The sequence below is a fragment of the Streptomyces sp. NPDC054956 genome (genome assembly GCF_053609185.1).
This window is the reverse complement of sequence record NZ_JBSGXB010000066.1, coordinates 1-22,378: the sequence shown is the minus strand read 5'-3', so window position 1 is coordinate 22,378 and position 22,378 is coordinate 1. Positions and strand designations below refer to the sequence as shown.

The 22,378-nt window shown below is 71.2% G+C and carries 18 protein-coding genes; 9 read left to right on the top strand and 9 right to left on the bottom strand.

Annotated elements, in window-relative coordinates; translation table 11 throughout:
• Positions 1–14 precede the first annotated feature (14 nt).
• Complete coding sequence (locus tag ACWGDE_RS14035) at positions 15–3,329, bottom strand: S8 family serine peptidase (RefSeq protein WP_453389227.1); 3,315 nt, start codon at positions 3,327–3,329, stop codon at positions 15–17.
• 273 nt (positions 3,330–3,602) lie between these two features.
• On the bottom strand, positions 3,603–4,163 hold the full coding sequence (locus ACWGDE_RS14030; protein WP_453389226.1) for a CGNR zinc finger domain-containing protein: 561 nt from the start codon (positions 4,161–4,163) through the stop codon (positions 3,603–3,605).
• 126 nt (positions 4,164–4,289) lie between these two features.
• On the opposite strand from ACWGDE_RS14030, the gene ACWGDE_RS14025 reads away from it, so the two are divergent.
• Positions 4,290–4,748: a VOC family protein gene (locus ACWGDE_RS14025; RefSeq protein WP_453389225.1), complete on the top strand. Its 459-nt coding sequence runs from the start codon at positions 4,290–4,292 to the stop codon at positions 4,746–4,748.
• Positions 4,748–5,635: a pyridoxamine 5'-phosphate oxidase family protein gene (locus ACWGDE_RS14020; RefSeq protein WP_453389224.1), complete on the top strand. Its 888-nt coding sequence runs from the start codon at positions 4,748–4,750 to the stop codon at positions 5,633–5,635. Before ACWGDE_RS14025 ends, ACWGDE_RS14020 begins: the two co-directional genes overlap by 1 nt.
• 17 nt (positions 5,636–5,652) lie before the next feature.
• Here the strand turns inward: ACWGDE_RS14020 and ACWGDE_RS14015 are convergent, their stop codons facing one another.
• Positions 5,653–6,612 (bottom strand): hypothetical protein, encoded by a 960-nt coding sequence (locus tag ACWGDE_RS14015; RefSeq protein ID WP_453389223.1) that lies wholly within the window; start codon positions 6,610–6,612, stop codon positions 5,653–5,655.
• A 264-nt stretch (positions 6,613–6,876) separates the two neighbouring features.
• On the bottom strand, positions 6,877–9,435 hold the full coding sequence (gene pepN, locus ACWGDE_RS14010) for an aminopeptidase N (RefSeq protein ID WP_453389222.1): 2,559 nt from the start codon (positions 9,433–9,435) through the stop codon (positions 6,877–6,879).
• Between the two features lie 110 nt (positions 9,436–9,545).
• On the opposite strand from pepN, the gene ACWGDE_RS14005 reads away from it, so the two are divergent.
• Positions 9,546–10,193 carry a mycothiol-dependent nitroreductase Rv2466c family protein gene (locus tag ACWGDE_RS14005; protein WP_453389221.1) on the top strand — a complete coding sequence of 216 codons (648 nt, stop codon included), beginning with the start codon at positions 9,546–9,548 and terminating at the stop codon, positions 10,191–10,193.
• A gap of 91 nt (positions 10,194–10,284) precedes the next feature.
• Complete coding sequence (locus ACWGDE_RS14000) at positions 10,285–11,001, top strand: hypothetical protein (RefSeq protein ID WP_453389220.1); 717 nt, start codon at positions 10,285–10,287, stop codon at positions 10,999–11,001.
• 42 nt (positions 11,002–11,043) lie between these two features.
• Here ACWGDE_RS14000 and ACWGDE_RS13995 read toward each other — a convergent pair whose 3' ends face one another.
• Both ACWGDE_RS13995 and ACWGDE_RS13990 read right to left on the bottom strand, forming a co-directional pair.
• A complete protein-coding gene (locus tag ACWGDE_RS13995) occupies positions 11,044–11,700 on the bottom strand; it encodes a superoxide dismutase (RefSeq protein ID WP_453389219.1) in 657 nt (218 codons plus the stop codon).
• Positions 11,701–11,795: 95 nt separating this feature from the next.
• Positions 11,796–13,205 (bottom strand): amino acid permease, encoded by a 1,410-nt coding sequence (locus tag ACWGDE_RS13990; protein ID WP_453389218.1) that lies wholly within the window; start codon positions 13,203–13,205, stop codon positions 11,796–11,798.
• Between the two features lie 164 nt (positions 13,206–13,369).
• Between ACWGDE_RS13990 and ACWGDE_RS13985 the strand changes: the two genes are divergently transcribed.
• Positions 13,370–14,152 (top strand): SDR family NAD(P)-dependent oxidoreductase, encoded by a 783-nt coding sequence (locus tag ACWGDE_RS13985; RefSeq protein WP_453389217.1) that lies wholly within the window; start codon positions 13,370–13,372, stop codon positions 14,150–14,152.
• Positions 14,153–14,242: 90 nt separating this feature from the next.
• Here ACWGDE_RS13985 and ACWGDE_RS13980 read toward each other — a convergent pair whose 3' ends face one another.
• Positions 14,243–15,640 carry an amino acid permease gene (locus ACWGDE_RS13980; RefSeq protein ID WP_453389216.1) on the bottom strand — a complete coding sequence of 466 codons (1,398 nt, stop codon included), beginning with the start codon at positions 15,638–15,640 and terminating at the stop codon, positions 14,243–14,245.
• Between the two features lie 283 nt (positions 15,641–15,923).
• On the opposite strand from ACWGDE_RS13980, the gene ACWGDE_RS13975 reads away from it, so the two are divergent.
• Positions 15,924–16,508: a biotin transporter BioY gene (locus tag ACWGDE_RS13975; RefSeq protein WP_453389215.1), complete on the top strand. Its 585-nt coding sequence runs from the start codon at positions 15,924–15,926 to the stop codon at positions 16,506–16,508.
• A 116-nt stretch (positions 16,509–16,624) separates the two neighbouring features.
• On the opposite strand, the gene ACWGDE_RS13970 is transcribed toward ACWGDE_RS13975, so the two are convergent.
• Positions 16,625–18,067, bottom strand: coding sequence for an amino acid permease (locus ACWGDE_RS13970; RefSeq protein ID WP_453389214.1), 1,443 nt, complete (start codon positions 18,065–18,067; stop codon positions 16,625–16,627).
• Between the two features lie 228 nt (positions 18,068–18,295).
• Between ACWGDE_RS13970 and ACWGDE_RS13965 the strand changes: the two genes are divergently transcribed.
• Complete coding sequence (locus ACWGDE_RS13965) at positions 18,296–18,781, top strand: ribose-5-phosphate isomerase (protein WP_453389213.1); 486 nt, start codon at positions 18,296–18,298, stop codon at positions 18,779–18,781.
• A 67-nt stretch (positions 18,782–18,848) separates the two neighbouring features.
• Positions 18,849–19,655 carry an Fpg/Nei family DNA glycosylase gene (locus tag ACWGDE_RS13960; RefSeq protein WP_453389212.1) on the top strand — a complete coding sequence of 269 codons (807 nt, stop codon included), beginning with the start codon at positions 18,849–18,851 and terminating at the stop codon, positions 19,653–19,655.
• A gap of 13 nt (positions 19,656–19,668) precedes the next feature.
• Here ACWGDE_RS13960 and ACWGDE_RS13955 read toward each other — a convergent pair whose 3' ends face one another.
• Positions 19,669–20,904: a GNAT family N-acetyltransferase gene (locus ACWGDE_RS13955; RefSeq protein ID WP_453389211.1), complete on the bottom strand. Its 1,236-nt coding sequence runs from the start codon at positions 20,902–20,904 to the stop codon at positions 19,669–19,671.
• Positions 20,905–21,020: 116 nt separating this feature from the next.
• On the opposite strand from ACWGDE_RS13955, the gene ACWGDE_RS13950 reads away from it, so the two are divergent.
• Positions 21,021–22,166 carry a PP2C family protein-serine/threonine phosphatase gene (locus tag ACWGDE_RS13950; protein ID WP_453389210.1) on the top strand — a complete coding sequence of 382 codons (1,146 nt, stop codon included), beginning with the start codon at positions 21,021–21,023 and terminating at the stop codon, positions 22,164–22,166.
• Positions 22,167–22,378 lie beyond the last annotated feature (212 nt).

Here is a 22,378-nt window from a genome sequence, read left to right as displayed (position 1 = left end):
AGGCTCCTACCGGGTTACGGGAGGACCTTCTCGATCTGCACGCTGCCGGTGCCGGCGGCGGTGCCGCGGGCGTTGAGCAGCTTGACCTCGCCGAAGAACTGGCGGCCTTCCGGAGCCGCGCTGTTGACCAGCACGTTCGCGGAGACGGACGCCGAGGCGCCGTTGGCGAGGTTGACCGCGGCGGCCTCGTCGACCTGGACGGTGCCCAGGGCGGCCGAGTAGTAGACGTCGCGGTAGTCGTACGTGGTGGAGCCGGACGGGATCGCGTAGCCGATCACGTTGACCGTGTAGGTGCCCGCGGCCGGGTTGACCAGGCTCACGGCCTCGTCGGAGTCGCCGTCGGCGGAGGAGCCGACCTTGACGCCGTCCTTGTAGACCTCGAGGTCGAGGTCGGCGGCGGTGTCGGAGACCCCGCCGATCGCGATGTCGAGGCGGGAGACGCCCTCGCCGATCTTGACCTCGGTGGTCTGGGTCTCACCGGTGGCGATGGTCGGCTTGGCGACCTTCGCGGAGCCGAGCGGGCCGCCCTGGAGCTTGCCGCCGGAGATGGCCGCACCGTCGTTCTTCACGGTCCACTGGACCGGCGCCGGGGTGCCCTGCTTGACCTCGGGCAGGACCTTGACCGCGGGGTCGAAGGCCGCGCCGAGCACGGAGACGTCCAGCTTGAAGGGGTTGTCGAGCAGCGGCGACGTACGGCGCGACTCGACCTCGATCTCCCAGACGCCCGGCAGCGGGTTCGCGTACGAACGCAGGTCGGGGCGGCACTTGTTCGCCGGGTTGTCGTAGTTCGGGTAGCACTGGGTCGTCGCGCTGTCCTCGACGCCCACGCCGTACGGGTGGATCGAGATGAAGCGCGTCTGGCTGTTCGGCTGCAGACCGCCGAGGGCGACCTCGAGGGTCTTGGCGCCGGCCGGAACGGTCACGAAGTACGACTTGTGGCTGTTGCGCTGCACGGACGAGGTGTCCGAGTAGGAGAAGGACGGCTTCTCCAGCGGGGTGGAGACGACGACCGTGGAGAGGATCTGCTTGTCCACGCCCTCGGTGAAGGGGTTGTCGAGCTCCAGGATGCCGCTGTGGACGCCGGCCGACTTGGCCTTCGCCTCGACCTTGATCGTGACCGGCTTGTTCAGCGGCAGCATGACGAACTCGGACCCGAGGACCTTGAACGTGCCGTCGTTGTTGCGCCAGTTGATCAGGTGCGGGGTGCTGTACTTGGCACCGGTGGTGCGGGTGACGACGACGTCGTAGACCTTCTTCTGGCCGACCTTCAGGCCGCCCTCGCGGTCGTAGACGCCGGTGCCGAAGCCCGGGGTCTTCAGGAACTGGTCGATCGCGGTGTCGACCGGAGCCTTGACGGTGTACTCGTCGGCCTTCGCGCCGCGCTGGATGGACTCCCACGCGCCGGGAACGTTGATCAGACCCGCGCCCTGGGCGTGCGCCGGGACGTCGTCGATCTTCTTCGCGCTGCTGGTGAGCGCGGTGCGCAGGATCGCCGGGGTGAGGGCGATGTGCTGCTGCTTGGCGGCCGAGATCAGCAGGGCGCTGGCGCCCGCCGCCTGCGGCGAGGACATCGAGGTGCCCTGGAGCATGCCGTAACCGGCCGGCAGGCTGTAGCCCGCCTCCTTCACCGGCGCGCCGGGCAGCCAGGTCTGGATGGAGTTGATCGACGCGCCGGGGGCGGTGATCGTCGGCGTGAACCCGCCGTCCTCACGCGGACCGCGCGAGGAGAAGGGGAACATGTTGTACTTCTTGGTCACGCCGGAGCCGTAGTTGGCGGCCCAGGTGTCCTTGGAGACCGCGGCGCCCACGGAGACGACCTTGTCCGCGAGACCGGGGTCACCGATGGTGTTGATGCCGGGGCCCTCGTTGCCCGCCGAGATGACGAGCTGGACACCGTAGGTGTCGATGAGGTTCTTGTAGAGCTCGGAGCGCGCGTTGTTGCCGTCGTTCAGCGCCGGCAGGCCACCGATCGACATGTTGACGATGTCCACACCGCGGTTGACGACGAGGTCGATCATGCCCTCGGTCAGCGCGATGTTGGTGCAGCCGCCGGACCAGGAGCAGGCGCGCGAGGAGACGATCTTCGCGCCGGGCGCCTCGCCGTTCATCGCGCCGCCGAAGAGGCCGTTGGCGGCGGTGATGCCCGCGACGTGCGTGCCGTGCTCGGACTCGATGATGCCGATGTTGACGAAGTCGGCCTTCTTGCCGACCCAGTCACCACCCAGCGGGTCCATCGGGACGTCCTTGCGGATCTCGATCACGAACGGGATGCGCTCGGCGACGTCGGTCGCCGGGTTGTCCGTGCCGAAGTAGCCGATCTGGTAGCCGTCCTTGTACGGCTTCATCGGCTCGTTGTTCGTGAAGTCGTTGTCCTGGTCGGTGTCGACGCGGACGGTCCCGGCGACCGGGTCGTAGAGCATGCCGAACCGGTCGGTGGTGTCCCCGTCCCGGTTGACGTCGCCCTTCATGTCACCGTTGGCGGTGATCGACTCGGTGAACCGGCTCCACTGGAACGAGCCCGCCGGAGCCTTCCAGCTCACGCCGCCCGCGGTGAAGGTGCCACCGGCGACCGGGGTGATCTGCGCCCGCCAGGTGGCGTCGCCGTCGGCGAGCGGGTCGGTCGCGGTGACCCAGTCGACGATCTTGCGCTCGCCGGTGGTGGTCTTCTGGAGCGCGGGGTGACCGAGATCGACGCCGGAGTCCAGGACACCGATGGTCACGCCGCGGCCGTCGGCCTGCGGGTTCCTCTTGAGGAAGTCCAGCGCACCGGTCTCGAAGGACGGGTTGTACGGGTTCTTCGCGGGGGTGTTCTTGTCCGGGCCCGGGTACGACCCGGGAGCGGGCTTGGACGCCGTGCCCGCCTCGCGGCCCGCGTCCGGACGGGGGTCCGGAAGCTGGATCTCGTGGCGCAGGTCGATGCCGTGCACGGAGGACAGCTTGGCGGCCGCCTTCAGTGCGCCCTCGGCCTTGTCGGTCGGAAGCGTGGCGCGCACGTAGCCGAGCTTGTCGTACGTCTGGCCCACCGAGGCGCCCTGGACGTCGTCGAGCTGCTTGGCGACCTGCTGGGTCTCGCCGGGGGCGGTCGCGACCATGACCGTGACGGTCTTCTCGCCCTTGGACTTGGCTTCCTGCAGCAGTTCGACATCGGCCGAGCCGAGCTTCTCGTCAGCCGACTTGACCGCGGGGGTGGGCGTGGGGGCATCGGCTGCGGTCACCGCGAAGGCGGGCATGGCGCCGCCTGCGGCGAGCGCGGCCACCAGGCCGGCCGCGGCCGCGACGCGCACGGCGCGTCGGGTCGCGGATATGGAGCTGGGGGAGTCGAGGGTCATCAGCATCCCTGGCTAAGTGAAAGATACGGTCCGGATTTCGGTGCCGGATGACCGGTCAGCCTCGCGTAAGAGACAGCTCTTTGGGGAGAGTTGTCACTGACCGATACCTGCCGTGGCGGACTCCCGCCAGAGAGCCTGATACGCCAGAAGGCCCGTACCGGGGTGTACCGGTACGAACCTTCGGGGTCAAAGATGGATTTGTAGACTTCCCGACCATCCGTCAGCGGCGGGGCACGCCCGGGTCTCGGATCGGGTGTGACAACTTCCGAGCGTTCAGCGCTCGCGCGTGCGCGCGTAGTGGCGGGAGGCTTTCGCCCGGTTTCCGCAGGCCGACATCGAACACCAGCGCCGGGTGCCGTTGCGCGAGACGTCGTGGAAGTGCAGGACGCACGTCTCGGAGGCGCACTTGCGGATCCGGCCGGGATCGGAACCCAGCAGCTCCAGGTAGTCGCGGGCGGCCGTCCAGGCCGGCCCCCAGGAGGGGTCGTCGAACTCGGCGCGCTCGCCGGGGCCTTCGGCGGTGAGGGTGGCGCGGATCCGTCCGTGGTCCAGGACGGCGTCGACCAGGGCGCGGGCGCTCTCGTCCGCCGGGTCCGCGACGGCGCGGGCCAGCGCCTCGCGGGCGGTGAGCAGGTGGATCAGGGTCGGCGCGTCGGCGCGGAAGCGGCCGGCCAGGCCGGTGCTCTCCAGCCAGAGTGCGAGCCCCTCGACGCGGGTGAGTCCGAAGGCCCCGGCGAAGAGGTCGACGGGTTCGCCCTCCTGCATCCAGCGGGTGTTCAGCAGGTCCAGGGCCACCGGCTCCCCGGTCAGGGGTCGTGGGTCCGCCGTCGTCATCTTCCGCCTCCTCGGGTTACTAACCCTTCAAGGGTACGTGAGTGGTTGACGCCCGTACGCCTAACCCTTAATCTCGATGTAGAAGGTTAGAAACTTCGAGAGACGTTTCCGAGGGAAGGAACTGCCATGACGGCTGTCATCAGCAAGCTGCGCACCGGCCACGTGGGGCTGAACGTCACCGATCTCGCCCGCTCGCTGGCCTTCTACCGGGACGCCCTGGGATTCGAGGTGCTCGGCGAGGGCAAGGAGGAGGACCGGCGCTTCGCCTTCCTCGGCCAGGACGGCGAACTCGTCCTCACGCTGTGGCAGCAGGCCGAGGGCGGCTACCTGCCCGCCGCGGCCGGACTGCACCACCTCGCGCTGTCCGCGGAGGGCATCGAGGAGGTCCGGGCGTACGAGGAGCGGCTGCGCGGCCTCGGCGTCGATTTCAAGTACGAAGGGGTCGTCTCGCACGGCGAGGGCGCGGCCTCCGGCGGGATCTTCTTCCACGACCCGGACGGGACCCGTCTGGAGATCTCCTCCCCGGCCGGCGCCGAGGACTCCGATGCCCCCACCACAGGGGCCCCGACCTGCGGGTTCTTCTAATGTCCGGGTACCACTGGGGTTCGCTGGCCGTACAGGACCGGGTCGGCGTCCGTGAGCACGCCGCGCACGTCGGCCGCTCGATCACCCCGTACATCAAGGGCGTGGCGGCGGACTTCCTGGCGCAGCAGCCGCACCTGGTCGTGGGCGCCGCCGACGCGGGCGGCCGGCTGTGGGCCTCGATGCTGACCGGCGCCCCCGGGTTCGTACGGGCCACCGGGCCGGACCGGATCGCGGTCACCGGCGGGGTGCCCGAGGGCGATCCGCTGGCCGAGGCGCTGGCCACCGGGGGCACCCGGGTCGGGACCATCTCCCTCGACCCGCGCACCCGGCGCCGGATGAGGCTCAACGGAACCGTGGAGGAGGCCCCGGGCGGGTTCGCGGTGGCGGCCGAGCAGGTCTTCGCCAACTGCCCCAAGTACCTCCAGAAGCGGCAGCCTGTCCAGCTCGCCGCCGAAGGAGCCGGTGTCGTGCGGCGCGGGGACGCGCTCACCCCCGACCAGGAGCGGGCCGTCCGCGCCGCCGACACCTTCTTCGTCGCCACCACCGCCGAGGCGGACGGGGTCGACGCGAGCCACCGGGGAGGGATGCCGGGCTTCGTGGAGGTGCTCTCGCCGACCGAACTGGTCTGGCCCGACTACGCCGGCAACACGATGTTCCTGACCCTGGGGAACCTGCTGGCGGACCCGCGGGCCGGACTGCTGTTCCCGGACTGGGAGAGCGGAGGACTGCTCCAGCTCAGCGGGCGGGCCGAGCCCGAGTTCGGGGCCGACGGGGAGCGGCGGGTCCGCTTCCGGGTCGACGCGGTGGTCCAGAGCGCGCACCCCGGGCGGCTGCTGTGGAGCACCCCGGAGTACTCGCCGGCCAACCCGGTGTTGCCGCCCGGGTAGCCGCCTGGGCAGCCGCCTCACCTGGGGAGTACGACGAGGTAGGCGGCGGGTTCGCGGTCGCCGGAAGCCGTCAGGGCGGTCCGGATCACCGCGGCCTGCTGCTCGGGCCAGTCGCGGAGCTTGCGCGGGGTGATGTGCAGGACGGTCACCCCGCACCGCTCCAGCGTCTCGCGCTTGCGGACCGCCTCCGACCACTGCTCGTCCTCGCCCTGGCGCGGGGCCCGGGTGTCGATCTCGACGGCGACCGCGTGCTCGGGCCAGTACGCGTCGACCCCGCCCAGGTGCGGGCCGCCGGGCAGCCGCAGGTCCACGTTCCAGACCGGCTCGGGGAGCTCGAAGCCCCGTACGAGCTGGTACAGCCGGTCCTCGGCGATGGCCCGGCCCTCCGCGAGCAGCGATTCCACGGCGTCCACGACGTGCGGCCGGTTCAGCAGCCGGGCCACCGTCAGCTCCCGCACCACGGCGGCCGGTTCGCAGTGCCCGCCGCGGACGGCTTCGCTGAGCAGGCGGCGGACCGTTCCGGCGTCGGAGAGCTGGGCGACGGCGTCGGCGACGGCGCGGGCCACGGGTGCGACGGGGAGCCCGGTGACCTCCATCGGGCGGGGCGGGGTGTGCGTGCGGACGATGCGGACCTGGCCGGTGGAGCGCAGCCGGCGGGTGTTCGGCACGAGCACGTCGATGTGGGGGAGGCCGAGCAGGGCGGGGGCGGAGGAGAACCGGTACAGCGCGAGCGCGGCCAGCCCGGTGATCATGACTTCGCCGCCGCGCCGCCCGGCGTACAGCAGCGCGGCGTGCAGCCGCTCCTCGCTGGTCGCGGGGCCGGAGTGGAGCAGGAACACCCCCGGCAGGATCTGCTGCCAGGGCCGCTCGGCGGCGTCGGAGGCGGAGACGCCGTGCTCGCGGAGCTGGGCCAGCGAGAGCACGCGGGGGCGGCTGCCGGTGAGGTGGGCGAGGGGGAGGGGCGCGTTGTGGTTCATGACGCGGTGATTCCCTCAGGCCATGGCCTTGCTAACCCCTGTTACACGTCCGTCGGCAAATCGGGACAAGCCGGGGCTAAAGTACGGGCGTTCGATGGCCGATAGCCCCGTTCGGCGGGGCTGGACAAATCCAGCCCCGCCGGCGTCTGAGGGCACGGGCGCGGAGCGCGCACGTACGGGGCCCGGGGCGGAGCCCCGCCACGCGGCGGAGCCGCACAATCCGGAGCAGCGGGAAGGGGCGGGGTGGGGGAGAGCCCCGCAGGGCTAGCCGGCCGCCGCCGTGTCGCAGGCCTGGGCGCGCAGCGCACGCGCCAGGTCGTCGCGGGACTCCAGGACCAGGCGGCGAAGGGCCGGCGGAGCCGACTCGTGCGCCGACAGCCACGCGTCGGTCGCGTCCACCGTCGCCCGCGAGTCCTGCAGCGACGGGTACAGCCCCTTCACCACGTCGATGCCGATCTGGATCGACCGGTCCGCCCACACCCGCTCGATCGCGGCGAAGTAGCGCTCCGTGTACGGCGCGAGCAGCGCCCGCTGCGAAGGCTGCTGCATCCCCGCGATCGTCGCCTCGACCAGCGCGTTCGACAGCGCGTCCGACTCCACCACCGCGGCCCACGCCTGGTCCTTGACCGCCGCCGAGGGCCGCGCCGCCAGGCACCGCACCTGGTGCCGCTTGCCCGACGCCGTGTCGTCGCGCGCCAGTTCGGCGGCGATGATCTCCTCGCCGATCGCCCCGTGCGCGGCCAGCGGCAGCAGGAAGTCCCAGCGCAGCTCCTGGTCCACGTCCAGACCGTCGATCCGCGCGGAACCGTCCAGCAGGCCCAGCAGCAGCTGGAAGTCGCCCTCGGTCGCGGCGCCGGCCGCGAAGAAGCGGGCCCACGTGAGCTGGTGCTCCGACCCCGGCTCCGCGAAGCGCAGTTCCTGCAGCGCGCACGCGGCGAGCACCTTGCCGCCCTGTTCGCGCCACTGGGGGTCCGCGTAGTGGTTGACCGCGGTCAGGACCTGCCCGTGCAGCATCTGGAGCACGCCGACGTCCGTCTCGCGCCCCGAGTGTGCGAGGACCAGGGAGACGAAGTCCCGCGCGGGCATCAGCGCGTCGCGCGTCAGGTTCCACAGCGCCGACCAGCACAGCGCGCGGGTCAGCGGGTCCGCCACCGAGCCCAGGTGCGTGCGCAGCGTGGCCAGCGAGACCGCGTCGAAGCGGATCTTGCAGTACGTCAGGTCGTCGTCGTTGACGAGGACCAGGTCGGGCCTGTCCTGGCCGGTCAGTTCGTCGACGACCGTCCGGGCGCCCGCGACGTCCGCCTCGGCCCGCGCGTAGCGGACCAGCGAGCCGTCCGCCTCCAGCCGGTACAGGCCCACCGCGACCCGGTGCGGGCGCAGCTCGTCGCCGTCCTGGAGCACCGCCAGTTCGGTCACCCGGCCGCCCGCGTCGCAGGTCACCGCCGGGGTCAGCGCGTTCACGCCGGCCGTCTGCAGCCAGGCCCGAGACCACTCGGCCATATCGCGCCCGGAGACCTCGCCGAGCACCGACAGCAGGTCGTCCAGCGTGGTGTTCCCGTACGCGTTCGCCTTGAAGTAGCGCCGCGCGCCCTCCAGGAACGCCTCCCGGCCCACGTACGCCACGAGCTGCTTGAGCACCGCCGCGCCCTTGGCGTAGGTGATGCCGTCGAAGTTCAGCTTCGCGTCCTCCAGGTCACGGATGTCGGCCGTGATCGGGTGGGTGGACGGCAGCTGGTCGGCCCGGTAGGCCCACGCCTTGCGGCTGTTGGCGAAGGTGACCCACGCCTGGTCGAAGCGGGTGGCCTCGACGAGCCCGAAGGAGCCCATGAAGTCCGCGAAGGACTCCTTCAGCCACAGGTCGTCCCACCACTTCATGGTGACCAGGTCGCCGAACCACATGTGCGCCATCTCGTGCAGGATGACGTTCGCACGCCGCTCGTAGGAGGCCTGCGTGACCTTCCCGCGGAAGATGTACTCCTCCCGGAAGGTCACCATCCCCGGGTTCTCCATGGCGCCGAGGTTGTACTCCGGCACGAAGGCCTGGTCGTACTTCCCGAAGGGGTACGGGTAGTCGAAGATCTCGTGGAACAGGTCGAAGCCCTGCTTCGTGACGAGGAAGACGTCGTCCGCGTCGAAGTGCTTGGCCAGCCCCTTGCGGCACATCGCGCCGAGCGGGATCGTCAGGTCCCCGCGCGTGTAGGTGTCCGTCACGTAGTGGTACGGGCCCGCGACCACGCACGTGATGTACGTGGAGATCGGCGCGGTTTCGGCGAAGCGGCGGGTCAGGCCCTCGCGGGACTCCTCGGCGCCGTTGCTCCAGACCTGCCAGCCCTCGGGCGCGGTCACCTCGAAGCGGTACGGGGCCTTGAGGTCGGGCTGCTCGAAGTTCGCGTACACCCGCCGGGCGTCGGCCGGCTCGTACTGGGTGTAGAGGTAGACCTCGCCGTCCTCCGGGTCCACGAAGCGGTGCATGCCCTCGCCGGTCCGGCTGTAGGCGCAGTTGGCGTCCACCACGAGGACGTTCTCCGCGGCCAGGTCCTCCAGGGCGATCCGCGCGCCGTCGAAGACCTCGGCCGGCTCCAGTGCACGCCCGTTGAGTGTGACGGAGTTCACCGAGGGGGCGATGAGGTCCGCGAAGGTGGAGGCCCCCGCGGCCGCGGCCCGGAAGCGGACGGTGGTCACCGAGCGGAAGGTCCGGGGCCCGTCGGCCGGTTCGGCCTCGTCCACCGCGGACCTCAAGTCGAGGACCACCTCGTACCCGTCGACGGACAGCAGCTCGGCCCGCTCGCGGGCCTCGTCACGGGACAGATTCTCTCCGGGCACGTGCACTCCTTCGTGCGTGATCGCGATACCTGACCGAATCCTCCCACGGGGGAATGAGTGTGCGGCCGGGGCGGTTGGGCAGGGAGGAACGTTCCGATCTGAGGAGAGACATGGCTGACACCCAGGTGCGCGAGAAGACCGCTGTCGACTTCTGGTTCGACCCGCTCTGCCCCTGGGCCTGGATGACGTCCCGCTGGATGCTGGAGGTCGAGAAGGTCCGTGACGTCGAGGTCCGCTGGCACGTGATGAGCCTCGCCGTACTGAACGAGAACAGGCTCGACGAACTCCCCGAGACCTACCGGGAGCTGCTCGGCCCCAAGGGCTGGGCGCCCGTGCGCGTGGTCGTCGCCGCCCAGCAGAAGTTCGGCGACGAGATCACCGGCAAGCTCTACACCGCGCTCGGCACCCGCTTCCACAACGGGGGCACGGGCCCGACCCGCGAGGCGATAGCCGAGGCGCTGGCCGAGGTGAACCTGCCCGCCGAGCTGATCCACTTCGCCGACTCCGACGAGTACGACGAGGTGCTGCGCGACTCCCACAACGACGGCATCAACCGCGTCGGCCAGGAGGTCGGCACCCCGGTGATCTCGGTGCCCGGCGCCGACGGCGAAGAGGTGGCCTTCTTCGGTCCGGTCGTCACCCCGGCCCCGCGCGGCGAGGCCGCGGCCCGGCTGTGGGACGGCACCCTGCTGGTCGCCTCCACCCCCGGCTTCTACGAGATCAAGCGCACCCGCACCCAGGGTCCGATCTTCGACTGATCCGGGAGGCCCTCCCGGGAGTCGCCCCAAGGGTCCTCCGGAGGGCTCCTCCCGGGAGGCGGGCGCACCTTTCCTCCCTTAACGTCCCCGTATGGGGACCAGCTCGACGCGCGAGGGTACGCAGGAGGAACCGCTCGGCCGCTCAGGCGGCCGGGCGGAGCCCGCGATACCGAACGACAACGCCGCCCACGCCAGCCTGCCCGCACGCCCCCGAGACCGGGTGCTGCGGGCAGCTTGCGTCGCGGTGCCCCCGCTGTGGGCGGCCCTCGGGGTCCGCCAGGCCGCCGGCACGCTGCGCCACTACCTGCGGGGGACGGGCCGCCCGTACCGGGTCGACGCGCGGGCCCTGCTGGAGGTGCCCGCCGTACGGGAAGAGGTGGACCGGCGGCTGGCCGAGTGGCGCGAGGCCGCCCGGGCGGTCGGCGAGCCGGGCGCCTACGCGGCGGACAGCGGCTGGCGCGGTGTGCTGATCACCCGTCGGGAGAGCGCGGACTGGTGGCTGGCGCTGCGCGGGGCCCAGTACCGGATCAGCGGCACCGTACGGGTCCACGAGGACGGGTCCGCGGTGACGGACTACCGCTTCCAGGTGCACAAGAGCTGGAACTTCGACCACGGCGAATCGGAGTTCGGCATCCCCTTCACCCCGTTCGCGCGGCTGCACGAGACCGGCCTGGCGCGGGAGTTCACGGTGGTCGGCGAGGTGGACGGACTCGTCGACCACGCGGACGGCCCGGGGAGCGCAGAAGACCCCCGCGAGTCACGTCCTCGCGGGGGCCTCCTGGTGGACACGCCCGCGAGTGAAGGTTGAGAAGACGATCACGAGGCGGACGGGCTTTCGGGGTGGCGCCGATCAGCCCTTGACGGGGATCAGCAGCGGGGTGTTCGCCTTGGCGTCGGCGTAGCGCCCGGACACGTCCTGCCAGTTGACGACGTTCCACATCGCCTCGATGAAGTCCACCTTCTGGTTCTTGTACTGCAGGTAGAAGGCGTGCTCCCAGGCGTCGAAGACCAGGATCGGGGTGCTGGCGACGCCGATGTTGCCCTGGTGGTCGTAGACCTGCTCGACGACCAGGCGGCCGCTGACGGGCTCGTACGCGAGCACGCCCCAGCCTGAGCCCTGCGTCGCGGAGGACGCGAAGGTCAGCTGCTTCTTGAACTTCGCGAAGGAGCCGAAGGACTCGGTGATCGCGTCCGCCAGGTCGCCCAGGCCGTCGGCCGCGGTGGGCTCGCCGCCGCCCTCGCCGGTCTTCGGGCTGGCCATGTTGTGCCAGTAGATGCTGTGCAGGATGTGGCCGGAGAGGTGGAACGCCAGGTTCTTCTCCAGACCGTTCAGCGCGCCCCAGTTCTCCTTCTCGCGCGCCTCCTCCAGCTGCTCCAGCGTGGTGTTGGCGCCCGCGACGTAGGCCGCGTGGTGCTTGTCGTGGTGCAGCTCGATGATCTGCGGGTTGATCACCGGCTCGAGAGCCGCGTAGTCGTAAGGAAGCTCGGGAAGCGTGTAGATGGCCATGCGTGTGATCCGGTCCCCTCGGCGTGCCAACTTCTTATTGCAACCAATGCGCAATTACACGCTAGCAGCACCTGATCATGGCCGAGCGGAAGGGGTCAGGTCCGCGCCGCCGCCCGGCGCTGCATGACGTAACCCGTGGCGGCCAGTGCGAGCGTCAGGCCGCCGGTGAAGACGAGCTGGACGCGGGTGTCCTCGCCCATGGCCATCAGGACCAGGACGCCGGCCAGTCCGGCGACCGCGACCCACGTCAGGTACGGGAAGCCCCACATCTTCACGACCAGCTTCTCGGGGGACTCGCGCTCCATGCGGCGCCGCAGCACGAACTGCGAGACGGCGATGAAGCCCCAGACGACGAGGATGACGCCGCCGACCATGTTGAGCAGCCAGGCGAACAGGGTGTCCGGGTACCAGTACGACAGCAGCACGGTGACGAAACCGAAGCCGGAGGAGGCGAGCACCGCGCGCCGCGGCACCCGGCCGGTGACCTTGCCCAGCGCCTCGGGGCCCTGGCCGCGGGCGACCAGGGAGTAGGCCATGCGCGAGGAGCCGTAGATGTTCGCGTTCATCGCGGACAGCAGGGCGACCAGGATGACCACGTTCATGACCTGGCCGGCGTGCGGGATGCCCAGGTGGTCCAGGGTGGCCGCGTACGGGCCGTCGGCGGTGACCGCCGGGTCGTTCCACGGCAGCAGCGTGACGATGACCAGCATCGAGCCGACGTAGACGATCGCGATCCGCCACATGGTGGTCTTCACGGCCCTGGCGACGCCCTTGACCGGGTTCTCGGACTCGGCCGCGGCGATGGTCACCGTCTCCAGGCCGCCGTAGGCGACGACCGAGGCGAGCAGGCCGACCAGCAGTCCGTCCATGCCGTTGGGCAGGAAGCCGCCGTCGTGGAGCAGGTTGGCGGTGCCGGGGGAGTCGGTGCCGGGCAGCACGCCCGTGACGGCCAGGACGCCCAGGCCCAGGAAGAGCCCGATCGCGCCGATCTTGAGGGTGGCGAACCAGAACTCGAACTCGCCGAAGTGGGAGACGGCGGCCAGGTTGGAGCCGCAGAACAGCGCCATGAAGACCAGCACCCACATCCACGAGGGGGTGCCCGGGAACCAGCCCGTCACGATGTGCGCCGCGCCGATGGCCTCGATGGCCACGCCCACGCACAGCAGCGTCCAGAACATCCAGCCGGCGGTGAACCCCGCCCACGGGCCGATGGCCCGGTCCGCGTGCACCGAGAAGGAGCCGGAGGCCGGGTTCGCCGCGGACATCTCGCCGAGCATCCGCATCACGAACATCACGAGCAGACCGGACGCGGCGTACGCGAGCACGATCGAGGGACCGGCGGCCGCGATGCCGGCGCCGGAGCCGACGAAGAGGCCCGCGCCGATGACGCCGCCGAGGGCGATCATCGAGAGGTGGCGCTGCTTGAGTCCGTTGCCCAGCGGGGACCCGGCGTCGCCGGCGGGCGGCGCGTCCTGTTCGCGGGCGGTTGCGGTGGTCTGGCTCATGCGTGGTGCCTGTCCGTTGTGCGGGGGGACGGGATGGAGTGCCCCAGTCTCGCCCGTGTCCGATCATCGGACACATCGGGTCCGTTATTCGGACAAGCGGATGACCGGCCGTGATCATCCCCGTACGCTGGCGAACCGGACCGGAGCGCACCACGGAGGACCGAATGGACCACGGCATACGGGAATTGGCCGCGACGGGCCGGGGGGTGCTGGTCACCGGAGCCTCCCGGGGCATCGGGCGGGCGATCGCCACCGCCTTCGCCGAACAGGGCGACCGGGTCGCGGTGCACTGCACGGTCCGCGGGCCCGACGCCGAGCGGACCCTCGCGGAGCTGCCGGGCGAGGGGCACGTCCTCGTCGCCGGCGACCTCACCGACCCGGTGCGCGTGCAGGCCCTCGCCGCCGAGGCCGAGGAAGCGCTCGGCGGGATCGACGTGCTCGTGAACAACGCGGCCGTGATGGTGGCCCACCCGCTGCCCACCACGTCCTACGCCGACTGGCAGGCCGCCTGGCAGCGCACGGCCGCGGTCAACCTGTTCGGCACGGCCAACCTGTCCTACTGCGCGGCCCGCCACATGATCGACGGCGGCCGCGAGGGGCGGATCGTCACCATCGGCTCGCGCGGAGCCTTCCGCGGCGAGCCCGACCACCCCGCCTACGGCGCCACCAAGGCGGCCCTGCACGCGCTCGGCCAGTCGCTCGCCGTCTCCCTGGCCCCGCACGGCATCGCGGTGTCCTCCGTCGCGCCCGGCTTCGTGGCCACCGAACGGGTCGCGGGCCGGCTCGACGGGGAGGAGGGCGAGCGGATCCGGGCCCAGAGCCCCTTCGGCCGGGTGGGCACGCCGCAGGAGGTCGCCGCCGCCGTGCTCCACCTCGCCTCGCCCGCGGCGCGCTGGAGCTCGGGAACGGTCCTCGACGTCAACGGGGCCTCGTACCTGCGCACCTGACGCCCCGCGCACTTGAAGCCCCGCGCGCCTGACGCGCGAAGGCCCCCGCGCGGGGTGCGCGGGGGCCTTCACGGGGGCCGAAACGGGGGGTCAGGCCTTCGGGGCGCGCAGCTCCCGGACCCACGCCACCAGCAGGACGACCGCCGCCGCCCCCGAGGACCACAGCAGCTGCGGGCGCGCCGAGTCGTCGAACAGCATCAGCACGAGCACCGTCGCCATCGCGATCAGCGCCGCCCACGTCGCGTACGGGAACAGCCACATCGGCAGCGTCAGCCGTTCGGGCATCTCCCGCTCGATCACCCGGCGCAGCTTCAGCTGCGAGACCGCGATCAGGGCCCACACGAAGAGCAGCACCGCGCCGACCGCGTTGAGCATGTAGAGGAAGATCGTGTCCGGCCACAGCAGGTTCAGCACCACCGAGACGAACCCGAAGGCCACCGACGCGAAGACCGCCCGGCGGGGCACCCCGCCGTCCGACACCTTCAGCAGGGACTTCGGCGCCTCGCCCCGCTCCGCCAGCGAGAACACCATGCGCGAGGACCCGTACAGGTTCGCGTTCAGCGCCGACAGCAGCGCCACGAAGATCACGACGTCCATGATCTGGCCGGCGTGCGGGATGCCGATCGAGTCGAGGACGGCCACGTACGGGCTCTGGCCCGGCTTCAGCGAGTCCCACGGCAGCAGGGTCACGATGACCAGCATCGAGCCGACGTAGAAGAAGAGGATGCGCCACACGGCGCTGCGCACGGCGCGGGACACGGACTTCGCCGGGTTGTCCGACTCGGCCGCCGCGATGGTGACGACCTCCAGGCCGCCGAAGGCGAAGACCACGGCCAGCATGCCGGCGACCACACCGCCCGCGCCGTTCGGGAAGAAGCCGCCCTGGCCGGTCAGGTTGGCCATGCCGACCGCGTCGGTGTCCGGGAGGAGACCGAAGACGGCCAGCGTGCCGAGGATCAGGAACAGCACGATCGCGCCGACCTTGAGCGCCGCGAACCAGAACTCGAACTCGCCGAAGTTCCGGACGGCGGCCAGGTTGCTCACGGTGAAGACCACCATGAACACGAGCACCCAGACCCACTGGTCCACCGAGGGCAGCCAGCCGTTCGCGATCTTCGCCGCGGCGGTCGCCTCCACGGCCAGCACCACGACCAGCAGGAACCAGTACAGCCAGCCGGCGGAGAAGCCGGCCCAGCGGCCGAGCGCCTTCTCCGCGTATACGGAGAAGGAGCCGGAGGCGGGCATCGCCGCGGACATCTCGCCGAGCGCCCGCATCACCAGCATCGCGAGCACGCCCGCGAGCAGGTACGAGCAGATGATCGCGGGACCGGCGATGGTGATGCCGGCGCCGGAGCCGACGAAGAGCCCGGCGCCGATCACGCCGCCGAGGCCCAGCATGGTCAGGTGGCGCTGTTTGAGGCTGTGGCTGAGGGGTTCCGGCGGGAGCTCGCCCGGAGGGGCGGTCGGGCCGGGCAGGGTGTCGCGCATGAGGGGGGCTCGTACTCTCTGTGGCCTGGCGGTGGTGGGGGCGCCGCGACAGTTGGAGGGACCCTACAGTCTCGCCGCAGACCACCCATCAGTGCAAAACGGACGTGTTGTCGGTTCTGGCTCGTGATGCGGATCACTTCAACTCGGGTGTGAGCCAGAGTCTTTGTTTACTCTCCACCAAGGCGGAGAGCGTGGCTTTGTCCCGGGCGACGCTGATGCGCCCGTGGACCCGGGACTAACGTCGGTGATCGTCCTGTCGACACCACCTCCCGCGGAGTCCCCGATGAGCACTGCTTCCGTCTCCTTCCGGCCCGGCGCCGTCCTCGCCGACCTGCTGCCCGCGAGCCGCGTCCGCGACATCGCGCTCGTCGCCGGCGGAGCCGCGCTCACCGGCCTGGCCGCGCAGATCGCCGTTCCCGTCCCGGGCTCCCCGGTCCCCGTCACCGGCCAGACCTTCGCGGCCCTGCTCGTCGGCACCGCGTTCGGCGCCCGCCGCGGCTTCCTCTCGCTCGCCCTCTACGCCCTCGTCGGCATGGCCGGCGTGCCGTGGTTCGCCGGCGGCAGCTCCGGAGCGGGCGGCGCCTCCTTCGGCTACGTACTCGGCATGCTGCTCGCCGCCACCGTCGTCGGCGCCCTCGCGCGGCGCGGCGCCGACCGCTCCGTCCCCCGTACGGCGGGCGCGATGGTGCTGGGCTCCGCGATCATCTACGCGGTCGGCGTCCCCTACCTCGCGCTGTCCACCGGGATGTCCTTCGGCGCGGCCGTCGCGGCCGGCCTGACCCCGTTCCTGATCGGCGACGCGCTCAAGGCCGCGCTGGCGATGGGGCTGCTGCCCGCCGCCTGGAAGCTGGTGGGCCGCCGCGGCTGAGGCCGCAGGCCGCGTACGCACGGCAGCCCCGGACCGCGAGCGGCGGTCCGGGGCTGCTGTCGTCGTGCTCGCGCCTTCGCGCTCGCGCGGACGGCTACCTCGTCGTGCTCACGCGCTCACGCGGCCGCGCGCGCGGCGGCCTTGCGGCGCACGTCGCGGATCACGCCGATGACCAGCACCACGGCCGCGACCAGCAGCGACAGCAGTACGGTCTCGCGGTTGTCCTTGTCGTAGACCATGTAGCCCAGGACGAAGGTGATCATCGCGGCGGTGGCCCAGGTCAGGTACGGGAAGAACCACATCTTCACCGTCAGCTTCTCCGGGGCCTCGGCGACCAGGATCTTGCGCATCCGCAGCTGCGTCAGGCAGATGACCAGCCACACGAACAGCGCGATGGCGCCCGAGGCGTTCAGGAGGAAGCTGAAGACCGTGTCCTTGAAGGCGTAGTTGAAGTAGACGGCGGCGAAGCCGAAGACGACCGAGCCCAGGATCGCGGCCGTCGGAACGCCGCGCTTGCTCACCTTGGCGAAGGACTTCGGCGCGTCGCCGCGCTCACCCAGCGAGAACGCCATGCGGGAGGCCGTGTACAGGCCCGAGTTCAGGCAGGACAGCACGGCCGTCAGCACGATCACGTTCATGATCTGGCCGGCGTGCGCGATGCCGATCGAGTCCAGGGCGGCGACGTACGAGCCCTTCTCGGTGATCGACTTGTCGTTCCACGGCAGCAGGGTGAGCACGATGAAGATCGAGCCCAGGTAGAAGACGCCGATCCGCCAGATCACCGAGTTGGTGGCCTTGGTGACCGCGCGGCGCGGGTCCTCGGACTCGCCCGCGGCCAGCGTGACGATCTCGCTGCCCATGAAGGAGAAGACGACCATCAGCACGCCGGTGAGGACCGAGCCCCAGCCGTTCGGCATGAAGCCGCCCGTGTCGGTGAGGTGCGCGAAGCCCGCGCCGGGGTTGTCCGAGCCCGGCAGCACGCCGAAGACGGCCAGCATGCCGATGACCACGAAGCCGCCGATGGCGACGACCTTGATGCCGGCGAACCAGAACTCGAACTCGCCGTACGAGGCGACCGAGCCGAGGTTGGTGACCGTCAGCACGGCCATCACGATCAGTGCCCAGGCCCACTGCGGGACGGCCGGCACCCAGCCTTCGAGGATCACGGCGCCCGCGGTGGCCTCGACGGCCAGTACGACGACCCAGAAGAACCAGTACAGCCAGCCGATGGAGAAACCGGCCCAGCGGCCGAGCGCCCGGTCGGCGTAGGCGGAGAAGGATCCGGAGTTCGGGCTGGCGGCGGCCATCTCGCCCAGCATCCGCATGACGAAGACGACCATCGCGCCGACCAGCGCGTAGGAGATCAGGATGGCGGGGCCGGTCTTGGCGATGCCGCCGCCGGAGCCGACGAAGAGACCGGCGCCGATGACACCGCCGATGGCGATCATGGACAGGTGGCGGTTCTTGAGACCGGCCTTCAGACCGTCGGAGGAGGGCTGACCGTCGCCGGGGTTGCCGGTGGGGTCGCCTGCCTTCTGAAGGGTCGTCGTGGAACTCATGAACGAATCCTTAGGTTCTCGGGGCGCTCGGGTTAAGAGCCACGGCATTCAAACCCGACACGCGGACGAGACGGAAGACCCTGTTCCGGATGGTTGCCCAGGGCTCAAAGTCCCGGACCTTGGTCCCGGCGTGTCCCATCTGGGTTGTTTGGGTTTACTTGAGCTTGAGAAGTGACTTACGCGACACCCGCTGCGGGGTGTCGGGGCGCCTCGTGCCACACTCGAGACATGCGCGTGTACCTCGGATCCGACCATGCCGGCTTTGAGCTCAAGAACCACCTGGTGGACTGGCTCAAGAACAACGGCCACGAGCCCGTCGACTGCGGGCCCCACATCTACGACGCGGTGGACGACTACCCGCCGTTCTGCCTGCGCGCCGCGGAGCAGACCGCCGCCGACGCCGGCTCCCTCGGCATCGTGATCGGCGGCTCCGGCAACGGCGAGCAGATCGCCGCGAACAAGGTCAAGGGCATCCGCGCCATCCTCGCCTGGAGCGTCCAGACCGCCGAGCTCGGCCGTGAGCACAACAACGCCAACGTCATCTCCGTCGGCGGCCGGATGCACACGCAGGACGAGGTCGTCAGCTTCGTCGACGCGTTCCTGAAGACCCCGTACTCCGACGAGGAGCGCCACACCCGTCGGATCGACATGCTCTCCGCGTACGAGACCACCGGCGAGCTCCCCCCGATCCCGGCCCACCACCCGCAGGGCTGATTCCCCCTCCGGTCGCGGCGCCTCCAGGGGCGGCGCGGCCGGTTTTTCTTTTCCGAGGAGTACCGCCGTGCCCGAGGGGCATACGATCCACCGCCTCGCCCAGGACCACACCGAGCGCTTCGCCGCCCGCCCGGTCCGGGTGAGCAGTCCCCAGGGCCGGTTCGCCGAGAGCGCGGCCCTGCTCGACGGGCGCGAGCTGGAATCCGCCGAGGCACACGGCAAGCACCTCTTCCTCGAGCTCGGCGACGCCTGGGTCCACATCCACCTCGGCCTCTTCGGCAAACTCGGCTTCGGCCCCGCCCCGGCCCCGCCCGCCACCGACACGGTCCGGCTGCGGCTGCTCAACGAGGAGCACTACGCCGACCTGCGCGGCCCCACCGCCTGCGCGCTGATCGGCGAGGCCGAGAAGAAGGCGATACACGACCGGCTCGGCCCCGACCCGCTGCGCCCGGACGACGACCCCGACCGCGCCTGGGCCCGGATCTCCCGCTCCCGCACCACCGTCGCCGCCCTGCTCATGGACCAGAAGGTCGTCTCGGGCGTCGGCAACGTCTACCGCGCCGAGGTGCTCTTCCGGCACGGCATCGACCCGTACCGGCTCGGCAAGGACCTGACCCGCAGCGAATGGGACGCCATCTGGGCCGACCTGGCGCTGCTCATGCGCGACGGCGTGCGCAAGAACCGCATCGACACCGTGCGCGACGAGCACCTGCCCGAAGCCATGGGACGCCCGCCGAGGGTGGACGACCACGGCGGCGAGGTGTACGTCTACCGGAGGGCGAACATGCCCTGCCACATCTGCGGGGGCGAGATCCGCACCGCCGATCTCGCCGCCCGCAACCTCTTCTGGTGCCCGGGGTGTCAGTCCCGGTAGAGCCGTGGCCGGCTCAGAACCCGTGCGGCAGCCACGGGGCCACGTCGCCGGCGAAGGCGCGCGAGACCCGGGTCAGCGCGCCCGGACGCAGCTCGCGCACCTGGCCGGCCGCGGCCAGCGAGGCCAGCGTGGGCCCGCCCAGGTAGGCCGCGCCGAGCTCCCGCACCGTCAGCGCCACGTCGGCAGGGTCCTCCGTACGGGTGCAGGAGGCGGGGCCGTCCGCCGCGGCGGTCAGCCGCCACCGCCCCGCGTTCCACGGGCAGAACGCGTCCTCGACCTCCAGCACCACGTCCAGCGGAGCCCCGTACGTGCGGGCCGTCAGCGCCGCCGGCAGGTCGACGAGCCGTACGTGCATCGCGTCGCGCATCCGCGCCCGGGTCCGCCTGATGTCGGTGACCAGCTGCAGCACCGCGTCGTCCACCGGCCGCTTGTAGGCCACCACGCTCGACGTCAGGTCGATCCCGAAGACGTACCGCCACAGCGCGGCGTAGGCCGCCGGGTCGAGGGCGTCGAGATCGGAGACGACCACCTTGCCGTGCGAGCCGGTCACGTCCCACTCGGGCTTGACCCGGTAGCGGACGTATCCGACCACCTCGCCGTCCGCCCGCTCGGCGACCACGCACTTCAGCGGGGACGCGCCGCCCCTCATCGACTCCGGGTCCAGCAGCGACTGCAGCTCCCAGCCCGGCTGCCGGGCCGGCATCCCGGGACGGCCGGCGAGCAGCGCCGCGTAGACCCGCTCGCAGTCGGCCAGCGCCTTGTGCGGATCGACGAGCCTGAGCCGTACGTCGTCGGTCCCCGGCGGCACGGAGAGCCGTACGCGCGTGGTGTCGATGTCGAGGGCCATCGACAGCATGCCGATGCCGTACCCGAAGCGCCCGTAGATCTCCGGTTCCGAGGCCGTCAGCACGGCGATCGGTTCACCACCCGCCCGGATGTCGTCCAATTGGCGCCGCATCAGGGAGGTGAGCACACCCTGCCGGCGGTGGGTGGGGGAGACGCCCACCATCGTGACCCCGCCGGCCGGCACGAGCGCGCCGCCCGGCACCGAGAGCCGGAAGGAGAAGGCCCCGGCCGAGCCGACGCACGCCTCCCCGTCCCAGACACCGAGGGAGCGCTCGGTCTCGGTCAGGGACCTGTACAGCTCCCGTTCCTCGGGGGACTCGGGCACCCCACCGAACGCCAGTTCCAGATGGTCGTACCAGACATCCCACTCATCAGCTTGCAATACGCGCGTCTCAAGAGCCATGTGGCCATCCTTACCAGGGCAATCCGCCCCGGTCGATCTCTTTTCGGTCGCCGAAGGGCCCATCTCCGGGGGTACCCCTGCGCGCGCACAGCCAGGATGGATAGGGTCCCGAAGCAATGGCCGGAGCACGTGTGGAGACCCTCCTGGCCCGGACGCGCATGCTGTCGCACCGGGCACGCACCGCCCTGCGCAAATCCGCGGTCGACTACTTCCGCGGCGACGCCTCCGACTGGCTCGCCTTCGGCGGCCTGCTGCTCACCATCCCGGCCATCGCCTGCGGCACCCTGATGCTGCCCGTCTGGTTCTCGCCGTCCGCGCTCGTCCTGCCCATCGTGGCCGGCGGCCTGCTGCTGCGCCCCGCGAGCCTCCTGGCCCTCTACGCGGCGTCCGCCGCCGCGCTGATCGTCGAGGCCCTCGTCCTGGGCCCGTACACCCAGGGCCCGGCGCGGGTCACCCCCGGAACGGTCCTCGTCGTCGCCGCCTGCGGCTTCTTCGGCCTGGTCATCGCCCAGTTCCGCAGCCGCGTCGGCGTGCCCTGGCGGCGCGGCGGCACCATGCTCTTCGACCTGCGCGAACGCATCCGGGTCCAGAGCAAGCTGCCCTCCCTGCCGCGCGGCTGGCACCGCGAGATGGCCCTGCGCCCGGCCGGCGGCCAGTCCTTCTCCGGCGACTTCGTCGTCGCCGCCCGGACCAACGGCGGCCGCACCCTGGAGATCGTCCTCACCGACGTCTCCGGCAAGGGCATGGAGGCGGGCTCCCGCGCCCTCCTCCTCTCCGGCGCCTTCGGCGGCCTCCTGGGCGCGCTCCCCCCGCACGGCTTCCTCCCGGCCGCCAACGGCTACCTGCTCCGCCAGGACTGGGACGAGGGCTTCGCCACCTCCATCCACCTCGTCCTCGACCTGGAGACCGGCGACTACGAGCTCCTGTCCGCCGGCCACCTCCCCGCCCTCCAGCGCTGCGCCGGCACCGGACGCTGGCAGGAGGTCTCCGGCGAGGGCCCGCTGCTCGGCGTCTACGACGGCGCCGAGTTCGAACCCGCCCGCGGCAACCTGCGCTCCGGCGACGTCCTGATGCTCTTCACCGACGGCCTGGTCGAGACCTCGGACCGCGACATCAGCGAAGGCATGGACCGCCTCACCGGCGAGGCCGACCGCTACGTGGCGGCGGGCTGGGAGGGCGCGGCCTGGCACCTGATCGAAAAGGTGGCCAAGGACGTCAACGACGACCGAGCCCTCCTCCTCATCCGCCGCGCACCTTTTTAACGCGTCCCTTTTTGACGCGTCCCTCGCACCGCTCAGCGCCGGCGCGCTTCCCGGGCTTCGTGCCGCTGTGCCGAACTCCGTCCGGCGGGGCCCGGTCGGCGTGCCGCCGCTGCCGTCCCGGCGGGGGCCCGGTGGGCGGGTGCGGCTGGTTGGCCCTGCGGGGCAAGTCCCCTCCCCACCCTTCGCCCGTTCCCCGGGCTCCGCCCGGACCC